This window comes from Bradyrhizobium sp. URHC0002, assembly GCF_054059515.1.
In genome coordinates this window covers 3,248,765-3,265,688 of record NZ_JBSSCF010000001.1, presented here as the reverse complement: position 1 = coordinate 3,265,688, position 16,924 = coordinate 3,248,765, and the positions used below count along the sequence as shown (strand labels likewise).

Sequence of the window (16,924 nt, the reverse complement as noted above, 5' to 3'; positions counted from 1 at the left end):
CCGCTTTGATGCGGCCTTCAAACTTCGATCACCACATATTGCCGTTCGATCGAAACCGGAAATGTCTCGGCCCGAAGCAGCGTCTCCTCGACCAGCGCCGCGCCCTCTTCCACTTTCAGGTCGAAGGCGCGAACCTTGGTACGTTGCGGATCGCACCATGATTTTCCGGTGCGCAGGTCGAATTCCCAACCATGCCAGGGGCACCGGATCATTTCGCCGGGCCTGCTGAGCTGATAGGACCCCGGTTCGCTCGATTCCACGAGGCCGACCACACGGCCCTTGCACAGCGACGCGCCTTCATGCGGACAGCGGTTGGCGATGGCAAAGAACTCGCCGCGAACGTTGAATATCCCGATGTCACGGCCCTGCACTTGCACCAGCTTGCGCTGGCCTGGAGCAATGTCGTCCACGGTTGCAACCACGTAACGCGCCATCAGCCGATCCCGTAGAACGCCTGGGCATTTCCATAGAGCAGCTTCGCGCGCTGCGTTTCACTGAGCGGTGCCTTGAAGGCGTAACGTGGATCGTCGAAATCCCAATGTGGATAATCGGTCGAGAACAGCAGGCGGTCCCAGCCAATGCGGTCGAACAGATCGATCAACTGCGAAGCGCGGCCGGGCTCTTCCATCGGCTGCGTGGTGAACCAGACATGCTCGCTTATGTATTCCGACGGACTGCGCTTGAGATGCGGCACTTCGCTGCGCAGGCGCAGCCAGTGCTTGTCCATCCGCGCGCTGAACGACGGGATCCAGCCAAGTCCGCCCTCCATGATCACGACGCGCAGTCCCGGAAACCGTTCGAACACGCCTTCGAAAACCAGGCTCGACAGCACTGACTGCATGGTTTCGGCGACCGCGTGATGCTCTTCCATGTAATAGGACGGCCAGCCACCGCCGGTCGATGGATGACCGTTGGTGCCACCGACATGAACGGCGATCGGCAAATTGTTGCGCGCCGCGGCCTCGAAGATCGGCCAGTAGCGGCGGCGGCCCAACGGCTCGTCGGTCCGCGGCAACACCAGGATCTGGGTAAAATTCGGATCGGACGCCCGCGCCTCGATTTCAGCGACCGACCCCGCGGTATCTTCCTGGGCGATCAGGATCGACGCCCGCAGCCGCGGCTCGTTCTTGACCCAGCGCTCGACCTGCCAGGTATTCATCGCCTGGGTCAGCGCCACCCCAAAATCCAGATTGCGCTGGCTGCCGGGATTCCAGCGCAGCGGAATCAGCATGCCGAAGGCGACGCCGTTGGGATCGAGATGCTGGCTCCGCATCAGCGCCAGGCTGGAGCCCGGCGGGCCGCCCTCGTCCGGATAGGCATCGACACGGGCCGCATCCGGCGACATCCGCGGATGGGTCAGCGCCTCGGAAAAGGCGTGGCGCAGGTGGCTGCCATAGACCGCCAGATGCTCGATCCATTTCCTGGCGAGATAAGGATGGACCTCAGTCCAGGCATTCATCGCCGGATGAATGTCGCAATCGATCACCCGCAGTTTCGCGTCCGCGGGCGGGCCACGATCGAGCTCAAGCGTGCTCATGCGTTTACCTCCATGGCACTGCTGGCCTCAGCCAGGCGCGGATAGGTCGCCTGCGCGTTGCCGCACAGGATTTTCTGGAGCACCACCTCGGAAAGCCCGGATGGCAACACCTCGTCGCCGTCGAACTGCCAGTGCGGATAGTCTGTCGAGAATAAAAATAGCTCATCGGATTCCAGATGCTCGATCAGGCGCATGATCGCCACCATCTCGTCCGGCGCATCGATCGGCTGCACCGTGAAGCGGACGTGATCGCGAATGATCTCCGATGGCGCGCGTGTCACCCAGGGCACCTCGGCGCGCACGCCTTTCCAGGTCTTGTCGGCGCGCCAGATGAAGCCGCTCAGCCAGGTCAGCCCCGATTCGATGGCGACCAGCTTCAGCCCGGGAAATTTGGCGAACACCCCTTCCGAGATCAGGCTCTGCAACTGGTTCTCAAAAGCGGAGGATTGCGCGACGTAGTCCTCGACGTAGTAGGACGGCCATCCCACCGCGGTGGGCGCATAGCGATAGGCGCTGCCGGCGTGAACCCCGATCGGCAGGCCGAGCCGTTCGGCCGCCTGGTAAATCGGCCATAGCTGGCGCCGGCCGAGCGTGACTTCGCCGGACACCAGCATCAGCACCTGTACGAAGCGCGGATCGCCGGCCCGGCGTTCGATTTCCGCGACCGCGAGTTCGGTGTTGTGGGCCGGGATCACGATCGACGCCCGCAACCGCGGGTCGCGGTTGAGCCATTCGTCGCGGATCCAATCGTTGGTGGCGCGGCAGAACACCGCCGCCATGTCCTCGCTGTGCATCACCTGAGCACCGTAGAGGCAGTTCAGAATGCCGAACCGAGGCTGGTAGCGATCGAGCACATGGCTTTGCATCGCCTCAAGCGACGAGCCGGGCTTGGTGGTCCCCTCGAGTTTCCAGTCGGGGCGGCATGACAACGGCGCGTTCTGCGGATAGCTGGTCAGACTTAGATTGAGACGGTCGAGCGCGCGAACCGAGACCATTTCGCGCCAGTAATTGTCAAGATAGGGCAACAGCACATGCATGCCCGGCAACGCCGGATGCAAATCGCAATCGATCGCGCCGGCGTAGGTCGAAGGGTGATCGATATCGGCTGACGGGCGCCCTGCTACCATGAACTCGTCTCTGTTTGCTGTCGGGTCGAAGGTCTGGTCGAAGCGCGATCGGCTTATATTGACGCATCAATAAATGACGTGTCAATTGAATTGATCCAGATCAATGCGCCGGGAACCGAACTCCCCGGGTTTGTGTGCTTCAACCTCCAAGGCGGCCGACATGCGGAACCCGAAGATCTTGACCAGCGCCCTTGCCAAAACCAAGGCAAAACCCGTGACGACGGTGCCGACCGACGATGTATCGCCTGGCCAGCCGATCGCAGGGTTGCTGGCGCAGCAGCACATTACACTACTGCTGGTCGGCATCGGACTGCGGTTCACCCGCAGCGCCAGTGCCTATTATCGCGCCGCCTTCGACCTCGGCATGGCGGAATGGCGGCTGCTGATGGTGCTCAGGAGCACCGAAGCCCTCAATGTCGGCGAGTTGTCTGCCGCCGCCGACCTGGATAAGGCCGCCGTCAGCCGAAGCCTGGTGCTGCTTGAAGAACGCAAACTGATTTCAGTCACGCAGACCCGGACGCGTGGCCGCGCCGCGATCGCCAAACTCACGCCAGAGGGAAAGAAACTGTCGGCTCGGCTGATGGAGGTGTCGCTGCAGCGCCAGGCCCAGCTATTCAAGAATTTCACGAAGGCCGACAAGGATCGCCTGCATGCGCTGCTGACTCAACTCTCGCAGGATCTGACCGGAGTCGAGTGGGACCAATAGAAGCAGGCTTGAACTGATCGTCCTGCGACCACCGCCCAAGAGCGGTCCTTCCATAATCGCTCAGTATGCGAATCCCCTGCTCGCGCCGTCTCGCGCTACCCGGGTCGCGCGCGAGCCGAACTTCCCCCAACGTTTTGCCTGAGGTTTATGGAGCATCCGTTCGCGCACACGAGGCGCTACCATTGAGCGCAAGGGATCGCGAAAGATCGAAGGAAGGCGAGCAAAATCGCAGACCGCAAATTGAAGCAAGGGTCACCACTCCACATTTCGCCTGCGACATCGGCCCTCAATTGGGAGGCGCTCGGCAAGTTCGTCAGTTTCGCTGGGCGGTCCAGTACCCCGAGCAACGCGCGCTTCCCGAATAGCCGCTCCATGTTCCGCGACCGGAATTACTCGAGAGCTGGCCTGAGCCGGCCGCATACTTGTCCGGAACAGTCACCGAGGCGCGCACCGCGCCCGAACGCGCCACATGGCCCGTGAATTTCACAAGGTTGGGATGCGTGACGAGGCCGTCCGTGATGTTGACGGAGAAGTTATAAGTCGGATCGCACGCGCCTCGCTGCGTCACGAAGACCAGGCCCCAGGACCCGTCATACGCCGAGCGGGCTTGCGCGAGCGATGCGAAGGCAACCAGGCCAGTTGCGACTATCGCCGACGTGAGAAGGTTCTTCATTGTGTGCTCCATTGGTTTTGGTCATTCGCGTCTCGCCGGTGCAAGTGAAGCAGTACAAATCCCGGCAAATCAGTGCACCTTGCCGAGCAAGAAAGTGAAAGGCACGACGAAGAGCTCATCGCCCTGGTCGTCGTTGACATGCATGACCCAGTCACGCCAATCCTCCAGGCTGAGTTCGCTGGTGAAGGATTGCACGAGGCGGGCCGCATGATCGCGCGCCTCGGCGAGCTTGTTCACGACGGCGCCGCGGTGATCGAGGAACACCTTCCTCGTGGTGGAACAATGGAAAAATACCTGCGTCATCTCGACCTCCATCGGCCCGGGGATTGGCAACACTCAACCGCCTGTTGACCAATGTTATGGAGACTTTTGCCGCCGATGGCTTTGCTCTGGTTGCCGTGACTTTGTCATTTGTTGCTGTCGATAGCGGTCCGCACAGCCGGCCGATGCACCCCGCGACCTTCGAAGCGACAAGGCGCTTACGCTGGACAAGTGCGATGGTGGTTCCAAACCGTGCCAAGGGCACCCGAAATTCCTGCCGAGAGAAAGCCGCCGCCCGATGCCCGGCGCCCCGGTTAGAGCTGCCGGTCCCACATTTCTTCAAATTCTTCGCGGCAGGCCTCACTGAATTCGCGCAGCAAGTCGATAGATCCGGATTTCGCCATGTCTCGCAGCTCGCCGAAGCTCTTGTCCGGCTCCAGATAGGTATCCATGATCTGCTTGGCGACGTGCTCGGCCCTCAGCACCACCGGCTTGGAAGACAGCACTCGCATCCGATTGAGCTTTGCATACAGGGCAACCAGGCCTGGACTTCCGTCGGTTACCTCATGATGCTGGAGCGCATCGATGTGGCATCTTGAGGCTTCCTCAATGAAATCCCTGTAGAGCATCTGCCGCCGGTTCTTCTCATGAAGAAGCCATTGCGCGCGGACCTGGCTTCGGTGGTTCAGCCAATTGGCGACCCCGCTCGTCATGCCGCCAATCGTCGCGCCGGTGAGAGCGGCGAGCGCAGAGATGATAGAAGCGTCCATTTGGTTCAGCGCTGCATTTGCAAATTCATCATCTCGCCATGCGCCATCGTGCTCTCAAGAAAGGGCAGCTGGCCTCTATCTCCGCGCGACGCGATTCGAGAAACTTGGCCAGCTTTAAATCGCGGCCAAGCGCATCGACCGATTCGTCGATCGCAAATCCTGGAATATCTGTTGCGATCTCGAATAGAACACCTTCTCATGGCCCACTTCCTTGGATTCTCGCTGATGCGGTCAAAACGGCGACGCACCAAACAAGTCCGGCGATTCCTCAAGGATGCTGACGCGTCCATCGCTCGGCTGCGGCTTCGCCGGAAGAGAGGTGCCAGGACGCTTGGTGCGCAATTCGAGCAGGCCGAGCAAAAGCTCGTCTCTCTCGGCTTCGAGCTCCTCGATGGTGCGCGATCCGACCTCGGCATGAACGCCGTCGATCAGCTTTTTCTGGACCTCGGGGGTGAGCACGGGTGAACCGAGCGTCTTCCACGAAGCGCTCATCGGTCCGGAAAACTGGTGAAAGAAATGCTCGATGCCGCCCGGTCCGCCGCCGAGGTGATTGAGCATCATGTTGCCCATGATGCCCCAGCGCAGACCCGGCCCCCAGGACAAGGCGTCGTCGACGTCGGCAGCACTCAGCACATCCTCGGCAATGAGGTAGTAGACCTCCCGCGCCAGCGCCCCCTGCAAGCGGTTGGCGACATGACCCGGCATCTCCTTGTTGAGCCGTACGGCTTTCTTGCCAATCGACTTGTAGAACGCGATCGCACGCTGAATCGTCTGTTCCGAGGTCTTGGTCCCGCCGACCACCTCGACCAGAGGGATCAGGTGCGGCGGGTTGAACGGGTGACCGATAACGCAACGCTCCGGATGCGATGCGGCGCCCGACTGAATGTCGCTCATCTTGATTCCGGACGAGCTCGACGCGATGATCACATCCTGCGGCAGCAGCTCGTCGAGCTGCTTATAAAGCTTCTGCTTGAAGTCCAGCCGTTCCGGCCCGTTTTCCTGGACCAGGTCGACACCGACAACGGCTTCGGCAATGTCGGCCGTGAACTTCAGGTTCGCCAGCGATGCGCCGGGCGACAGACCCAGCCGTTTGAGTGCCGGCCAGGCCGATTTCACGAACTTCCGCAGCGCGTTCTCCGCGTCGGGCGCGATGTCAGTCGCGATGACTTCAAGTCCCTTGGCGAGGTATTGCGCGGCCCAGCTCGCGCCGATTACACCAGTGCCGATGATGGCGACGCGGCGAATGGGTTTGGTATTGGTCATGGGGATGCTCCGATGTGTTTGTCAGATTTCAACGTAGGCGACGCCGGTGAGGTTGCCTTGGGCTCCGAGCAGCGTCCGCTTACCCGTTCCATCCAGCTTCGCGACATAAAGCGAGCCGGCGAGATCGGTGATGAACATGCGGTTACCCGGCACATCCAGCGCGATGCCGATGCCTTCCATCAGGTCCGAGACCACGATCTGCGGCACGTTCTGCGCGGGCTTGGCGTCGATCGGCGCACGGTTCACCGTATTACCGCGCGGAGGATTGCCGCGGTCGGTCCAGTAGAGGACGCGATGCTCGAGATCGATCTCGAGATCGATCGGCTCGGGAAGGCCGTTGAAGAAGACTTCGATGTCGCTGCGATCAGCCGCCGTCTCGCCCTCCGGGATTTCGATCCCGGCGCGCAGGATGCGCCCCACCTCCGCGTTGTCGTCACCCTTTTGCGTCCAGTAGATCTGTTGTCGCTCGTGATCAACGGCAATGCCAACGCACCATCTTTCCTGATCGCGGCGGTCGGCGTCACCCTCTCCGGTCTGGACCAGGGTTTCAATCTGCGAACCGTCGAGATTTGCCCGCATGACCCGCATCCCTTCGCGGTCGGACCAGTAGAGCTTGCCGTGCGGCTTATCGAGATGGAGCTGCTTCGGCGTGAATGTGCCGCCGGATGCGACGATGAATCTCCGATTGTTGCCATTGAGGTCGGCGCGTTCGATCGAGCCGTCGTTTCGGCTGGGAACGCCCATGTTCGTCCAGTAGACGTGACCTGCCGCCACGTCGACGACGATCCCGTCGGGATGAGGACAGTCGGTCGCGATGAGCTGGCGATGCGAGCCGTCGGCATCCATTGACATGACGTGGCCGCCGCTCAAGTCGAGCAGAAACAATCTGCCGGCGCGGGCTGTATCCTGCGACGCCTTTGTTCTCGTAGCCTCAAGTATGGTCATGGTTTTTCCTTTCGTGTCACAGTACGGTTCGATCTTTCGGGGAGCATCGACATCAAGCAACCGCCCGCTTGTGATCGATCCAGAAGCGCTCCCGTAACGACGTCTTCAGAATCTTGCCTGAGGCGCCCTTCGGCAGTTCACCGTCCGAAAACTCGACGTGGCGGGGAATCTTGTATTTGGCGAGAAATCGGCGGCAGTGCTCGATCAGTTCGTCAGCCTCAAGAACGTGTCCCGGCTTCCGCGCAATGCTGACTGCGACGAGTTCGCCCCATTCTGGATCTGGAATGCCGAAGACCGCCGCTTCGAGCACCGCCGGTTGCTGATAAATGACGGCTTCGACCTCGCCGGAATAGACGTTCTCGCCACCCGTGACGATCATGTCCTTCGAACGATCGAGAATGTAGAAATAGCCGTCGGCGTCGCGATAGCCGATGTCTCCGGTACGGAACATTCCGTGCCGGAAGGCACCGTCACTGCCCTCCGCATTATGCCAATAGCCGCGCATGACGTTGGCGCCGCGTATCACCAGCTCCCCGCTCTGCCCTGGTTCGACCTCGCGGCCCAAATCGTCCACGACTCGCAGATCGATTCCGGGACAGGTACGGCCGCACGATATCAGCCTTGCAGGTGTATGCTCGTCGTCGAGCAGGCCGGTAAGAAACCCGGTCTCGGTCAGGCCGTAGCCTTGAGTCAGCTTCACGTGCGGCAGAACTTCGCGCGTTCGGCGAACGAGTTCGGGAGCCATGGGAGAGCCGCCATAGGCGATATGCTCCAGGCTGCTCATGTCGGACCGGCTCAGGTCCGGGGAGTGAATGAGCAGATTGACCATCGTCGGCACCAGCACGGTGCGACTGACACGCTCGCGCGACACGGTTTCGCAGAAGTCAGCCGCGGTGAACTTCGGGATGGTAATTTGGCAGGTACCGAACGCCGGAGCCGCGAAAATGAATGGAAAATCCAGGATGTGAAAGATCGACGCCGCGTGTAGATGTACACCGCCGTCCTGTTGCGGCAGCCAATAGTTCATGTGGTCGATATCAGCCATGATATTGGCGTGGCTCACCACGACGCCCTTGGGACGGCCGGTGGTGCCGCTGGTGTAGATGAGTGCCAGGATCGCATCCGGATCATAAATCGGTTCCGGACAGGGCGCGCCGGCAGCGTCCAGCGGTTCCTTGTCCAGCACGCGCTGCCACGGAAGCTGCAGGGTCGGTGCCGGCAACGACGAATGCCGGACGATGCCGCGAGGGCTGGCGTCAGCGAGAATGTGATTCATTTCGGCGACGGATAACCGGGCATTCATCGGAATGACGGTCACCCCGAGCCAGGCACAAGCGTAGATCAACTCCAGATACTCGGGCTCATTCGGAAGCAGCATCGCCAGTCGGTCTCCGCGTCCAAAGCCATGCCCGCTCAGCGCCGCAACGATGCCGGCAACGCGGTCATGAAGCTGCAGAAAGGTCGAACGCTTTCCGTCCGATCCAATAGCCGCGCGCTCTGGAAAATAGCGCACAGCCCTGCCTACCGAGTGGATGTACATCATGACCGGCGCTCCTCACTCCGCCGCCACCGGCGACGCGGTGCGGGCAAAATTCGGCGGGCGCTTTTCGAGAAACGCCGTGAATGCTTCCCTCGCTTCCGCTGAGCTTTTCCGCGCCGTGAATTCGCGGTTTTCGCTGACGATGGCCGCTCTGAGCTGGGCGATCGACGCCTGCTTGATCAGCCGCTTGCCGGCTCTCAGCGCACCTGCAGGCTTGGCGGCCAGCTTCTGCGCCGCTTCCATCGCAGTGACGAACAGCTCCGCGTCGGGCACCACGCGGGTGACGAGTCCAAGTTCGGCCGCCCGCGCTGCCGCAAAAGGCGCAGCCAGAAGGAACATTTCCGCCGCCCTGAGATGTCCGACGCGGGCCGGTATTGAGAAGCTCGAGCCGAATTCCGGTACCAGGGCGAGATCAATGAACGGCAACCTGAACTTCGCGCTCTCGCCTGCGTAAACGAAATCGCAGTGCGTCAGCATTGTGGTGCCGCCGCCGATCACGGCACCATGCACGGCCGCGACGATCGGTTTCTCGAAGCGAATGAACGCTTCCATCAGACGGGCCTGCGGGCTTTCGCCCGGCTGCGGGGTCTTGAGGAAATCCTCGACGTCGTTGCCGGCGCAGAACGCATTTCCGGCGCCAGACCACAACACGACGCGAACCGCCTCGTCCTGGTCCGCCTCGTCGAAGATCTTGGCAAGACGCGTGTACATGGCGGATGTCAAGGCATTCAACTTTTCAGGACGATTCAACTGGACCCGCAGGATGCCGCCGGAAATCTCGGTGATGATGTCGCTCATGGTGTGCTTCCTTGTTCGATGGTTGCTGCGCGATCAGGCCGCGTGTTCCTTTGCCTTCGGCACGGCGCCGCTTTCTCGCAGGCTCTCGATGCTGCTGGCGTCGAAGCCGAGTTCGCCGAGAATCTCCACGGTGTGCTCACCGAGGCCGGGCGCACGCCGGGCCGGAACCTTGGTGACGCCACGCACCGTGATCGGACTCGCGATGGTCGAGGTCAGCTTGCCGCCGGCGCCGTTGAGCGGCACAATGATTTCGTTTTCGCTCAGCTGCGGATCGTTGATCACCTCCTGCGGCCCGCGGACCTCCCCAAAGGTGACGTTCAGGCCGGCGAAGACCGAATGCCAATGCGCCATGGGCTGAGAGTTGAAGAGCTCGTCGAAGATGGTGGTGAGCGGCGTCATGTTCGCCATGATCTGCGCCGGGCTGGAGAAGCGCGGATCGGTCAGCAGGTCCGCCCGGCCGATCGCCTTGACGACGGCCACGAACTTCTCGGGCGTGACGATGAGAACGAACCAGGTTCCATCGGAGGACCGGTAGACGTTCATCGCCGCGTTGACGGGATGAGTGCGGTCGTGCTGCGGCGGAAACTTGGCGCCGGCGAGGGCCGCCTGGATCGAGACACTGGCCGACCAGACGCCCTGGGCAAGCAACGACGTCGTGACATAGGAGCCCCTGCCGGTCCGCTCGCGCCGGTAAAGGGCGGTGACGATCGCCGAATAGAGACCGACCGCCGTGGCATTGTCGCCGCTGCCGCCGACCGGCCAGGTCGGCGGCACGCCGGCATCGCGGGTCATCGACAACAAACCGCTGCGCGCCCAGTACGCCGTGAGGTCGAAGCCAGGCAGGTCGGCGTCCGGCCCGTTCTCGCCGAAACCGGTAAGGTCGGCGTAGATCAGTCGCGGATTCCATCCGGCGACGTCTTCATATTCGAGCTTCAGCTTCTTGCGTGCATGGTGCGGCGTGTTGACAATGAACACGTCGGCCCAGTTGGCGAGTTCGAAAACGACCTGCTGCGCGGCCGGTGACTTGAGATCCAGCGCAATGCTGCGCTTGTTGCGGTTGGCGAGATGCCATTGATAGGGATCTTCGGATCGCGGCTGGATCGGAGTCTGGTGCCCGTGTCGCCACGCGTCGCCCTGCGGCGGCTCGACCTTGATGACATCGGCGCCGAAGTCGGAGAGGATCACGGCCGCGCCTGGCGCCGCCACGAAGCTGGACAGATCGACAACCTTCAATCCTGAAAAGATGTTTTCGTTTGCCATGGATGGCTCCTGATGATTCGGTTGGTTGGTTTGCAGTTTCATCGACCGTGAAATTGCGGCGCGCGTTTCTCGAGGAAGGCCGAGGTGCCTTCCCTCTTGTCCTCGGTCCCGGCGCACAGCCCGAAATAGGAGGCTTCCAGCGCCAAGCCTTCGTCCTGGCTGGTCTCCGTTCCGTTGTTGACGGCATCGAGCGCGTACTTGACGGCGATCGGTGCGTTGGCAGCGATCTCGTTCAGGATCGCTTCCGCATGCGGGATCAGATCGGAGGCCGGGACGACTTCGTTGACGAGCCCGATGCGGTAGGCCTCCTGCGCACCGATCATTCCACCCGACAGGATGAGCCGATGGGCGCGGCCCTTGCCGACCAGCCGAGGCAGCCGCTGCGTGCCGCCGCCACCAGGAATCAATCCCAGCCTGACCTCCGGCTGGCCAAACCTCGCGTGCTCCACGGCGATGCGGATGGTGCAAGCCATCGCCGTCTCGCAGCCGCCTCCCAGCGCAAAGCCGTTGATGGCGGCAACGACCGGCTTGCCGAGATTCTCGACGAGATCGAGGACTTGCTGTCCCAAACGGCTCGACCGTTCGGCGTCGATTGCGCTCGCCCGCGCGAGGTCGCCGATATCTGCGCCGGCGATGAAGGCTTTGTCGCCCGCTCCCGTCAGGATGACGCCGCGCACGGCCGGATCATTCTGCGCATCCTCGAAGGCGGTCCGCAGGTCCTGCCATGTCGGCGCGTTCAGGGCGTTGAGCACCTTGGGCCGGTTGACCGTCACATAGGCGATCGCGCCCCGCTTCTCGTAGAGAACGTTCGCAAGCGTCAGGGCCGGCGCGGGTGAAGCGCCGGGGACGAGCGCCGGTGACGGCATCATTGCTGCTGTGGACATGTTGATTGATCCTGGTTGAGGGGGTGGGGCCGGCAACCGGGTGCCGGCCTGCCGCGACATCACACGAAGGCGCTGAACCCGGTGATCGCCTTGCCGACGATCAGGTTCTGCATCTGATAGGTGCCTTCGTAGGAGTAGATCGCTTCGGTGTCGGCAAAGAAGCGCGCCACGTTGTAGTCGACCAGGATCCCGTTTCCGCCCATTGCCTCGCGGGCCCAGGCGACCGTTTCCCGCGCTTTGCTGGTGCAGAATGCCTTGACGATCGCTGCCTGCGCATCCGTCAGCTTGCCTTCGGTTTCCAGCTGCACCGAGCGGACCAGCATGGATTGACAGGCCACGATGTTGCCCAGCATCTTCGCCAGCAGCTCCTGAATGAGCTGGAACGACCCGATCGGCTTGCCGAACTGCATGCGTTCCTGGGCGTATTTGAGCGCATTTTCGTAAGCGCCCATCTGCGCGCCGGTGATTTCCCAGCCGACGCCATGGCGGGTGCCGCGCAGAACCAGCGCCGGATCGCGGAACGATCCTTGGCCACCCTGAAGACGATTCGCATCGGGCACGCGGCAGTCGGTCATCGTGATCTGGCCGTTCTGCACGACTTTCAGCGCGATCTTGTTCTGCATCTTCTCGACGCTGAACCCAGGCGTCGTCTTGTTCTCGACAATGAAGCCCTTGACCTGGTTGTCGGCCACGTCGCGCGCCCAGACGATCGAGATGTCGCACCACGGCGCGTTGCCGATCCAGCGCTTCTGACCGTTGAGGATCCAGGTGTCGCCTTCGCGTTTCGCTGTGGTCAGGAGACCAGCACCGGCTCCCGAGCCTACCAGCGGCTCGGTCAACGCGAAGCAGCCGACCTTCTCCATGCGCGCCATCGGCGGCAACCACTTCTGCTTCTGCTCCTCGCTGCCCGCGAGGTAGATAGAATTCATCGCAAGACCAGTGTGGACGCCATGGAAGGTGCAGAACGAAACATCGGTTCGCGCAATCTCCAGGGCGGTCAGGGCGACCAGCAAGGGGCTTCCGCCCGGGCAGCCGTAGCCATGCATGCCGATACCGGCGATGCCGAGCTCCTTGTACGACGGGAGCAATTCGAACGGGAACGAGTCCGCGACCCAATGCTTGTTAATGATGGGCTGGACTTTCGTCTCCATGTAAGCGCGCACCTTCTTGACGACCGCCCGTTCCTCATCAGAGAGCAAGTCAGCGAATTGAAAGAAGTCGGCGTTCGGCGGCGGAAGCTGTTTCGGCGCCGAATGCTTGATCGCAGTAGCGGTGGCCATTTCGATCTCCATTTTCGATGCGGGGCCTGCGACTGCGGCAGGCGTTTCGTTCCGACGCATCGAACATAGCGAGGCAGCCGGCCGGCGGCTTTGCATCACGTGCTGTCGTTTTGTCATTTGTTGCTGGCGATCGAGGCGGCAGATGCAAGTGCCGGGATAATGGCCGCGCACATATCGGGGATTGACCGAGGTGATGCAGAATGCGCAATGCACAAGGCCGGAAAATGCGGGACTCGCGTCTGTGCAGTATCCACCAACGACCATTTTCACAGGCGTCGGCAGGAGGTTGCGACTTTCAGATTCAGGCCAAAACGGGAAGAGCTCGGCTCACATCGGCCGGTGACGGCTCCGGTTGTCCCGATCCGAACCTCTGACGAAACTGGCCGGGCGCCTGACCCGTTGCCTGCGTGAATGCTCTCGTGAAATTGGCCTGGCTGGAAAAGCTGAGCGACAGCGCGATGTCCACCAGCGGCCGATCGCCGTGCATCAACAGGGCTTTCGCGCGCTCGAGGCGTTTGGCGCTGACATAGCGATGAGGCGATTGTCCGACGGCCTGCCGGAAGGATCGCGCAAAATGGAATCGGCTGAGGCACGCAATCTCCGCCATGCGCTCTAGGCCGAGATCGCCTTCCAGGTTCGCTTCTATGTGATCCAGCACACGCAAGAGTCTGCGCCGATCGAGCCCCTGAACCGAGCGTCGAGGAAGGGACTGAGCGGAAGACGCGGTGACATATTTTTGAACCAGCCTCGCCGCCAGGCTGGCTGCGAGGGCTCCAATGAGCAGACCGCCGGTGGAGGTTTCATTCTGTAGCTCCGACGCGATCGCAAATCCGATCTCGGCCAGAAGCGGATCTTCGAAGGCCCGCTCATAGCTCAGCGCGCCGACAGCGGCCGGATCGATACTGATTTCGAAATTGCCCGGCGAGAAGTGACTGACTGGAAGATAAATATGCAGAATCCGCGTCAGGTCTTCGGAGATATCAACCGAACCTTCCTGCACCCCGGGAGGAGAGAGCCAAACTGTGCCTCGCCTTGCAACGATCCGGCTTTCGACGCCTGGGGCCCGCCGCGTGACCAGCGATTCATTGCCGTGGGTATCGACGCAAATCCTGATGTCGGATTGTGGGGTCCTCCAGGGGATCACCCCTCTGAGAGCGGTGCACAGTTGGGCCGACAGGCCGGGCCAGTCCCGGTTCGTCGAAGAGGACAGCAACCCTTCGAAACCGTACTGCTCTGATCCATCTCGGCTTGCGGCGGCCGGCTGATGATGCTGGATTTCCAACACACGCTCCCTACGGAGTTGTCGTCAATGTGGTTCGGCGCGAAATCCGCAAGACCGCCGCCAAAAAGTAAGCGGCGTCTCTAGTTTGGCTAGATGTTCGTTTTTGCAGGCCAGCCATGTCTCACGCCGCAATTTTGCGCGAGACGCTCAGGCTGCAAGGCGTGAATTAGCCGCCTTCGGCCGTTCCGCCATGTTGTTGCGGGCTTTGGCCTTGACGGAATTTTCGAACGCCTTTTCCAAAACGCGCCTGCCGATGGTCCCAAGCACAAAGCCAAGGAGCCGCCCTTTCAAATTCTTTCCCTCGCGTATCACAACCACGTCAATGCTGGTCATGCCGTTGGGTTGACGCCTGAAGCTGTAGGTGTGGCCCGATGCGCCACCCCACAAATTGGAGTCGGTCGTCCTGAGGACGACGCGGCTCGGGTCGGACCAATCGTAATGCAGGCGCTCCCAGATCCCGCCCGAGCCTTCCGTGACATCGGCCTGCGAGGTGCTCCGATGGTGCACCTGCAAATATTCGTCGGAGCTGTTACCAAAGATTTTCGAGCGCCCCGGTCCGAAATCGGTGAGCCCTGCAACGTACTGCTCGGGTGTCGCCGTGGTTGCTCGATGCAGGTGAATGGTAGACATGCGCGCGTTTCCTTATTCTGCCTTCGCTGCAGCAGTGTTGAATCGAAATCTAGTTCGAGCCGGCGGCCGCCTTGCGAACGAGAACGGTCTCGCCTTTCCGACTGATCTCAATCGCACTGGCTTGTTGCGGTGTTGAGAGGACAACGTGCTGGCCAGGCGCAAGAACCGTCACCATGCGGACCGGTGTTCCTGCCTCGCCCTGCGCAAGCGTGGCGACGACGTGAAACCCGTCGCGCTCGACGGTGTAGTAGGCGATCCCCGATATCCCGCCGAGGTCGATGCTCTTGCCCTCCATCGGGCGCAGACCATCAGCACGGGCGGCCGCCACGGAGGCGATACCGAATACAGCGGCGAACAGCATACTGCGGATTGACATGACAATTTCTCCTGTTGGTCGACGGCCGGGTACGGCCGGATTGTTGATCACCACAAAATTTCGCCGCCCTGGTGAATCCAGGTTCCGTTGACCGAATGGACGATTGGCGCGTCGTCGCGTCGCTCGTTGACCGGACCGGCCGACGGGAAAACGCTGTCGTAGTTCGCGCGGGCTTCTCGTATCAGGCGGAGGCGTTCGCGCTCGGCCTTCGAGATAAATTGGATCACTTCACCCATGTTCGCCTCCAACTGTTGTGCCGTGTTGCGGCAGGTCATGGTTGGGAGATGGGGCGAGGATCCGGGGTCAACAGGCAGGGAAAACGGAAGACATCCTTCCAAATTTTGGAAAGTCAGGCTGAGGGTTGACCATTCAACCAAAGTTACAGCAGTGCGTACCAGCCAACCCGGCGATGATTTCGTGCACGCGCGACCGATGACGAAGATAAACGTCGAGTCGTTTATGCAGTGACGAAACGAAAGCTGCCACGCGAAACGCCGCGGCGACCAATACCGGCTTCGCGGGCTCGGGGCGATGGGGCCGCGATTGCGTGGCTACTCCGCGAATACTCGCTTCAGCCGCGGCGCGGCAAAGTCCAGAAAGGCGCGGATCTTGATCGGCAGAAACCGGTTGGCGGCGTAGACGAGGTTCACCGGCAGTGATGGCGGCTGGAATTCATCCAGCACGGTTGTCAATGCGCCTTCCTCGGGAACAGCCTCGATTTGATAGGCAAAGGCGATGGAAATTCCCATGCCCGCGCGGGCTGCGGCACAGGCCGCTTCGGCGCTGCCGACGATGAGCCGCGTATGCACCGGCGCCGCTATGGTCACCTTGCCTCTGACGAATGTCCAGACATCGGGTGGCGAGAAGCCCGGATAAGAGATGCAATCATGCCCGACCAAATCTTCGGGCGTGCGCGGCGTTCCGCGAGCCGCCAGATAGGTGGGACTGCCGCACACCACTCGGCGCGTCTTGCCGAGCCGCAACGCAACCAGGCTCGAATCCGGCAACTCGCCGATGCGCACCGCGACATCGATTTGTTCCTGAGCCAGGCTCAGCTTTTGATCGGTGGGGACCATTCTAACCTTGATATCCGGATAGGTCTTGAGGAAGTCCGCGATGATCGGCATGAGAATGACACGCCCAAGGCCCAACGGGGTCGTCACCGCCAGTTCTCCCGTCGGCGCGGCATACTCGCCGGAAGCTGAACGCTCCGCTTCGCCCACATCAGCGAGAATGCGCTTGCAGGCCGCAACATAGGAAGCGCCTGTATCGGTCAGCACCAGCCGCCGGCTCGATCGGTTGAAGAGCTTCGTGTGCAGGTGAGACTCGAGCTCGGATACGTTGCGGCTGACTGTTGTGAGCGGTGTTTTCAATCGCCGCGCCGCCGCGGACAAGCTGCCGTGCTCGACCACAGTCAGAAAGGTCGACATCGCTTCCAGGCGGTCCATCGGGGCCCCTTCCATGTTTTGGAAGAATTTTTCCCGATTTTGCCATACCACCCCGGATTTCGGAAGGCCGGCATCGCTTGCGATCAACCTCCCTGTTGAGCCGCCCTTCCGCTGCTCGGAAGGACCCTTTCCACGTGCGGCCCC

At 61.5% G+C, this 16,924-nt stretch carries 19 protein-coding genes and 1 pseudogene; 1 reads left to right on the top strand and 19 read right to left on the bottom strand.

The window, feature by feature from the left end; translation table 11 throughout:
• Nucleotides 1-17 precede the first annotated feature (17 nt).
• The 3 genes from ACVWVY_RS15825 to ACVWVY_RS15815 are packed head-to-tail and all read right to left on the bottom strand — an operon-like array spanning nucleotide 18 to nucleotide 2,664.
• On the bottom strand, nucleotides 18-434 hold the full coding sequence (locus ACVWVY_RS15825; protein WP_456627230.1) for a Rieske (2Fe-2S) protein: 417 nt from the start codon (nucleotides 432-434) through the stop codon (nucleotides 18-20).
• A complete protein-coding gene (locus ACVWVY_RS15820) occupies nucleotides 434-1,537 on the bottom strand; it encodes an amidohydrolase family protein (protein WP_456627229.1) in 1,104 nt (367 codons plus the stop codon). Before ACVWVY_RS15820 ends, ACVWVY_RS15825 begins: the two co-directional genes overlap by 1 nt.
• Nucleotides 1,534-2,664: an amidohydrolase family protein gene (locus tag ACVWVY_RS15815; RefSeq protein WP_456627228.1), complete on the bottom strand. Its 1,131-nt coding sequence runs from the start codon at nucleotides 2,662-2,664 to the stop codon at nucleotides 1,534-1,536. The genes ACVWVY_RS15820 and ACVWVY_RS15815 overlap by 4 nt, the downstream gene beginning before the upstream one ends.
• 214 nt (nucleotides 2,665-2,878) lie before the next feature.
• On the opposite strand from ACVWVY_RS15815, the gene ACVWVY_RS15810 reads away from it, so the two are divergent.
• The gene (locus ACVWVY_RS15810; RefSeq protein WP_456627227.1) at nucleotides 2,879-3,370 is read left to right on the top strand and encodes a MarR family winged helix-turn-helix transcriptional regulator; all 492 of its coding nucleotides are present in this window, start codon (nucleotides 2,879-2,881) and stop codon (nucleotides 3,368-3,370) included.
• Nucleotides 3,371-3,683: 313 nt separating this feature from the next.
• Here ACVWVY_RS15810 and ACVWVY_RS15805 read toward each other — a convergent pair whose 3' ends face one another.
• The 16 genes and pseudogenes from ACVWVY_RS15805 to ACVWVY_RS15730 form a co-directional block, all read right to left on the bottom strand.
• Nucleotides 3,684-4,043 carry a hypothetical protein gene (locus ACVWVY_RS15805; RefSeq protein ID WP_456627226.1) on the bottom strand — a complete coding sequence of 120 codons (360 nt, stop codon included), beginning with the start codon at nucleotides 4,041-4,043 and terminating at the stop codon, nucleotides 3,684-3,686.
• Between the two features lie 69 nt (nucleotides 4,044-4,112).
• Entirely contained in the window at nucleotides 4,113-4,346 is a 234-nt protein-coding gene (locus ACVWVY_RS15800; RefSeq protein WP_456627225.1) for a DUF6894 family protein, read from the bottom strand.
• A gap of 272 nt (nucleotides 4,347-4,618) precedes the next feature.
• On the bottom strand, nucleotides 4,619-5,074 hold the full coding sequence (locus ACVWVY_RS15795; RefSeq protein ID WP_456627224.1) for a hypothetical protein: 456 nt from the start codon (nucleotides 5,072-5,074) through the stop codon (nucleotides 4,619-4,621).
• Between the two features lie 28 nt (nucleotides 5,075-5,102).
• Nucleotides 5,103-5,267 (bottom strand): annotated as a pseudogene (locus tag ACVWVY_RS15790) (ring-cleaving dioxygenase); the annotation flags it as partial.
• 38 nt (nucleotides 5,268-5,305) lie between these two features.
• Complete coding sequence (locus ACVWVY_RS15785; protein WP_456627223.1) at nucleotides 5,306-6,337, bottom strand: 3-hydroxyacyl-CoA dehydrogenase NAD-binding domain-containing protein; 1,032 nt, start codon at nucleotides 6,335-6,337, stop codon at nucleotides 5,306-5,308.
• Nucleotides 6,338-6,358: 21 nt separating this feature from the next.
• Entirely contained in the window at nucleotides 6,359-7,282 is a 924-nt protein-coding gene (locus tag ACVWVY_RS15780) for a 3-hydroxyacyl-CoA dehydrogenase (RefSeq protein ID WP_456627222.1), read from the bottom strand.
• Between the two features lie 52 nt (nucleotides 7,283-7,334).
• On the bottom strand, nucleotides 7,335-8,825 hold the full coding sequence (locus tag ACVWVY_RS15775) for a class I adenylate-forming enzyme family protein (RefSeq protein WP_456627221.1): 1,491 nt from the start codon (nucleotides 8,823-8,825) through the stop codon (nucleotides 7,335-7,337).
• Nucleotides 8,826-8,837: 12 nt separating this feature from the next.
• A complete protein-coding gene (locus ACVWVY_RS15770) occupies nucleotides 8,838-9,620 on the bottom strand; it encodes an enoyl-CoA hydratase (protein ID WP_456627220.1) in 783 nt (260 codons plus the stop codon).
• Between the two features lie 33 nt (nucleotides 9,621-9,653).
• A complete protein-coding gene (locus tag ACVWVY_RS15765; protein ID WP_456627219.1) occupies nucleotides 9,654-10,880 on the bottom strand; it encodes a CaiB/BaiF CoA transferase family protein in 1,227 nt (408 codons plus the stop codon).
• A gap of 38 nt (nucleotides 10,881-10,918) precedes the next feature.
• The gene (locus tag ACVWVY_RS15760) at nucleotides 10,919-11,764 is read right to left on the bottom strand and encodes an enoyl-CoA hydratase-related protein (RefSeq protein ID WP_456627218.1); all 846 of its coding nucleotides are present in this window, start codon (nucleotides 11,762-11,764) and stop codon (nucleotides 10,919-10,921) included.
• 59 nt (nucleotides 11,765-11,823) lie between these two features.
• Nucleotides 11,824-13,044, bottom strand: a complete 1,221-nt coding sequence (locus ACVWVY_RS15755) for an acyl-CoA dehydrogenase family protein (RefSeq protein WP_456627217.1) — start codon at nucleotides 13,042-13,044, stop codon at nucleotides 11,824-11,826.
• A gap of 301 nt (nucleotides 13,045-13,345) precedes the next feature.
• Complete coding sequence (locus ACVWVY_RS15750) at nucleotides 13,346-14,326, bottom strand: helix-turn-helix domain-containing protein (RefSeq protein ID WP_456627216.1); 981 nt, start codon at nucleotides 14,324-14,326, stop codon at nucleotides 13,346-13,348.
• Between the two features lie 147 nt (nucleotides 14,327-14,473).
• Nucleotides 14,474-14,956 (bottom strand): hypothetical protein, encoded by a 483-nt coding sequence (locus tag ACVWVY_RS15745; RefSeq protein WP_456627215.1) that lies wholly within the window; start codon nucleotides 14,954-14,956, stop codon nucleotides 14,474-14,476.
• Between the two features lie 49 nt (nucleotides 14,957-15,005).
• Nucleotides 15,006-15,332, bottom strand: coding sequence for a hypothetical protein (locus ACVWVY_RS15740; RefSeq protein ID WP_456627214.1), 327 nt, complete (start codon nucleotides 15,330-15,332; stop codon nucleotides 15,006-15,008).
• Nucleotides 15,333-15,379: 47 nt separating this feature from the next.
• A complete protein-coding gene (locus ACVWVY_RS15735) occupies nucleotides 15,380-15,568 on the bottom strand; it encodes a hypothetical protein (RefSeq protein ID WP_456627213.1) in 189 nt (62 codons plus the stop codon).
• 315 nt (nucleotides 15,569-15,883) lie between these two features.
• A complete protein-coding gene (locus ACVWVY_RS15730) occupies nucleotides 15,884-16,780 on the bottom strand; it encodes a LysR family transcriptional regulator (RefSeq protein ID WP_456632222.1) in 897 nt (298 codons plus the stop codon).
• Nucleotides 16,781-16,924 lie beyond the last annotated feature (144 nt).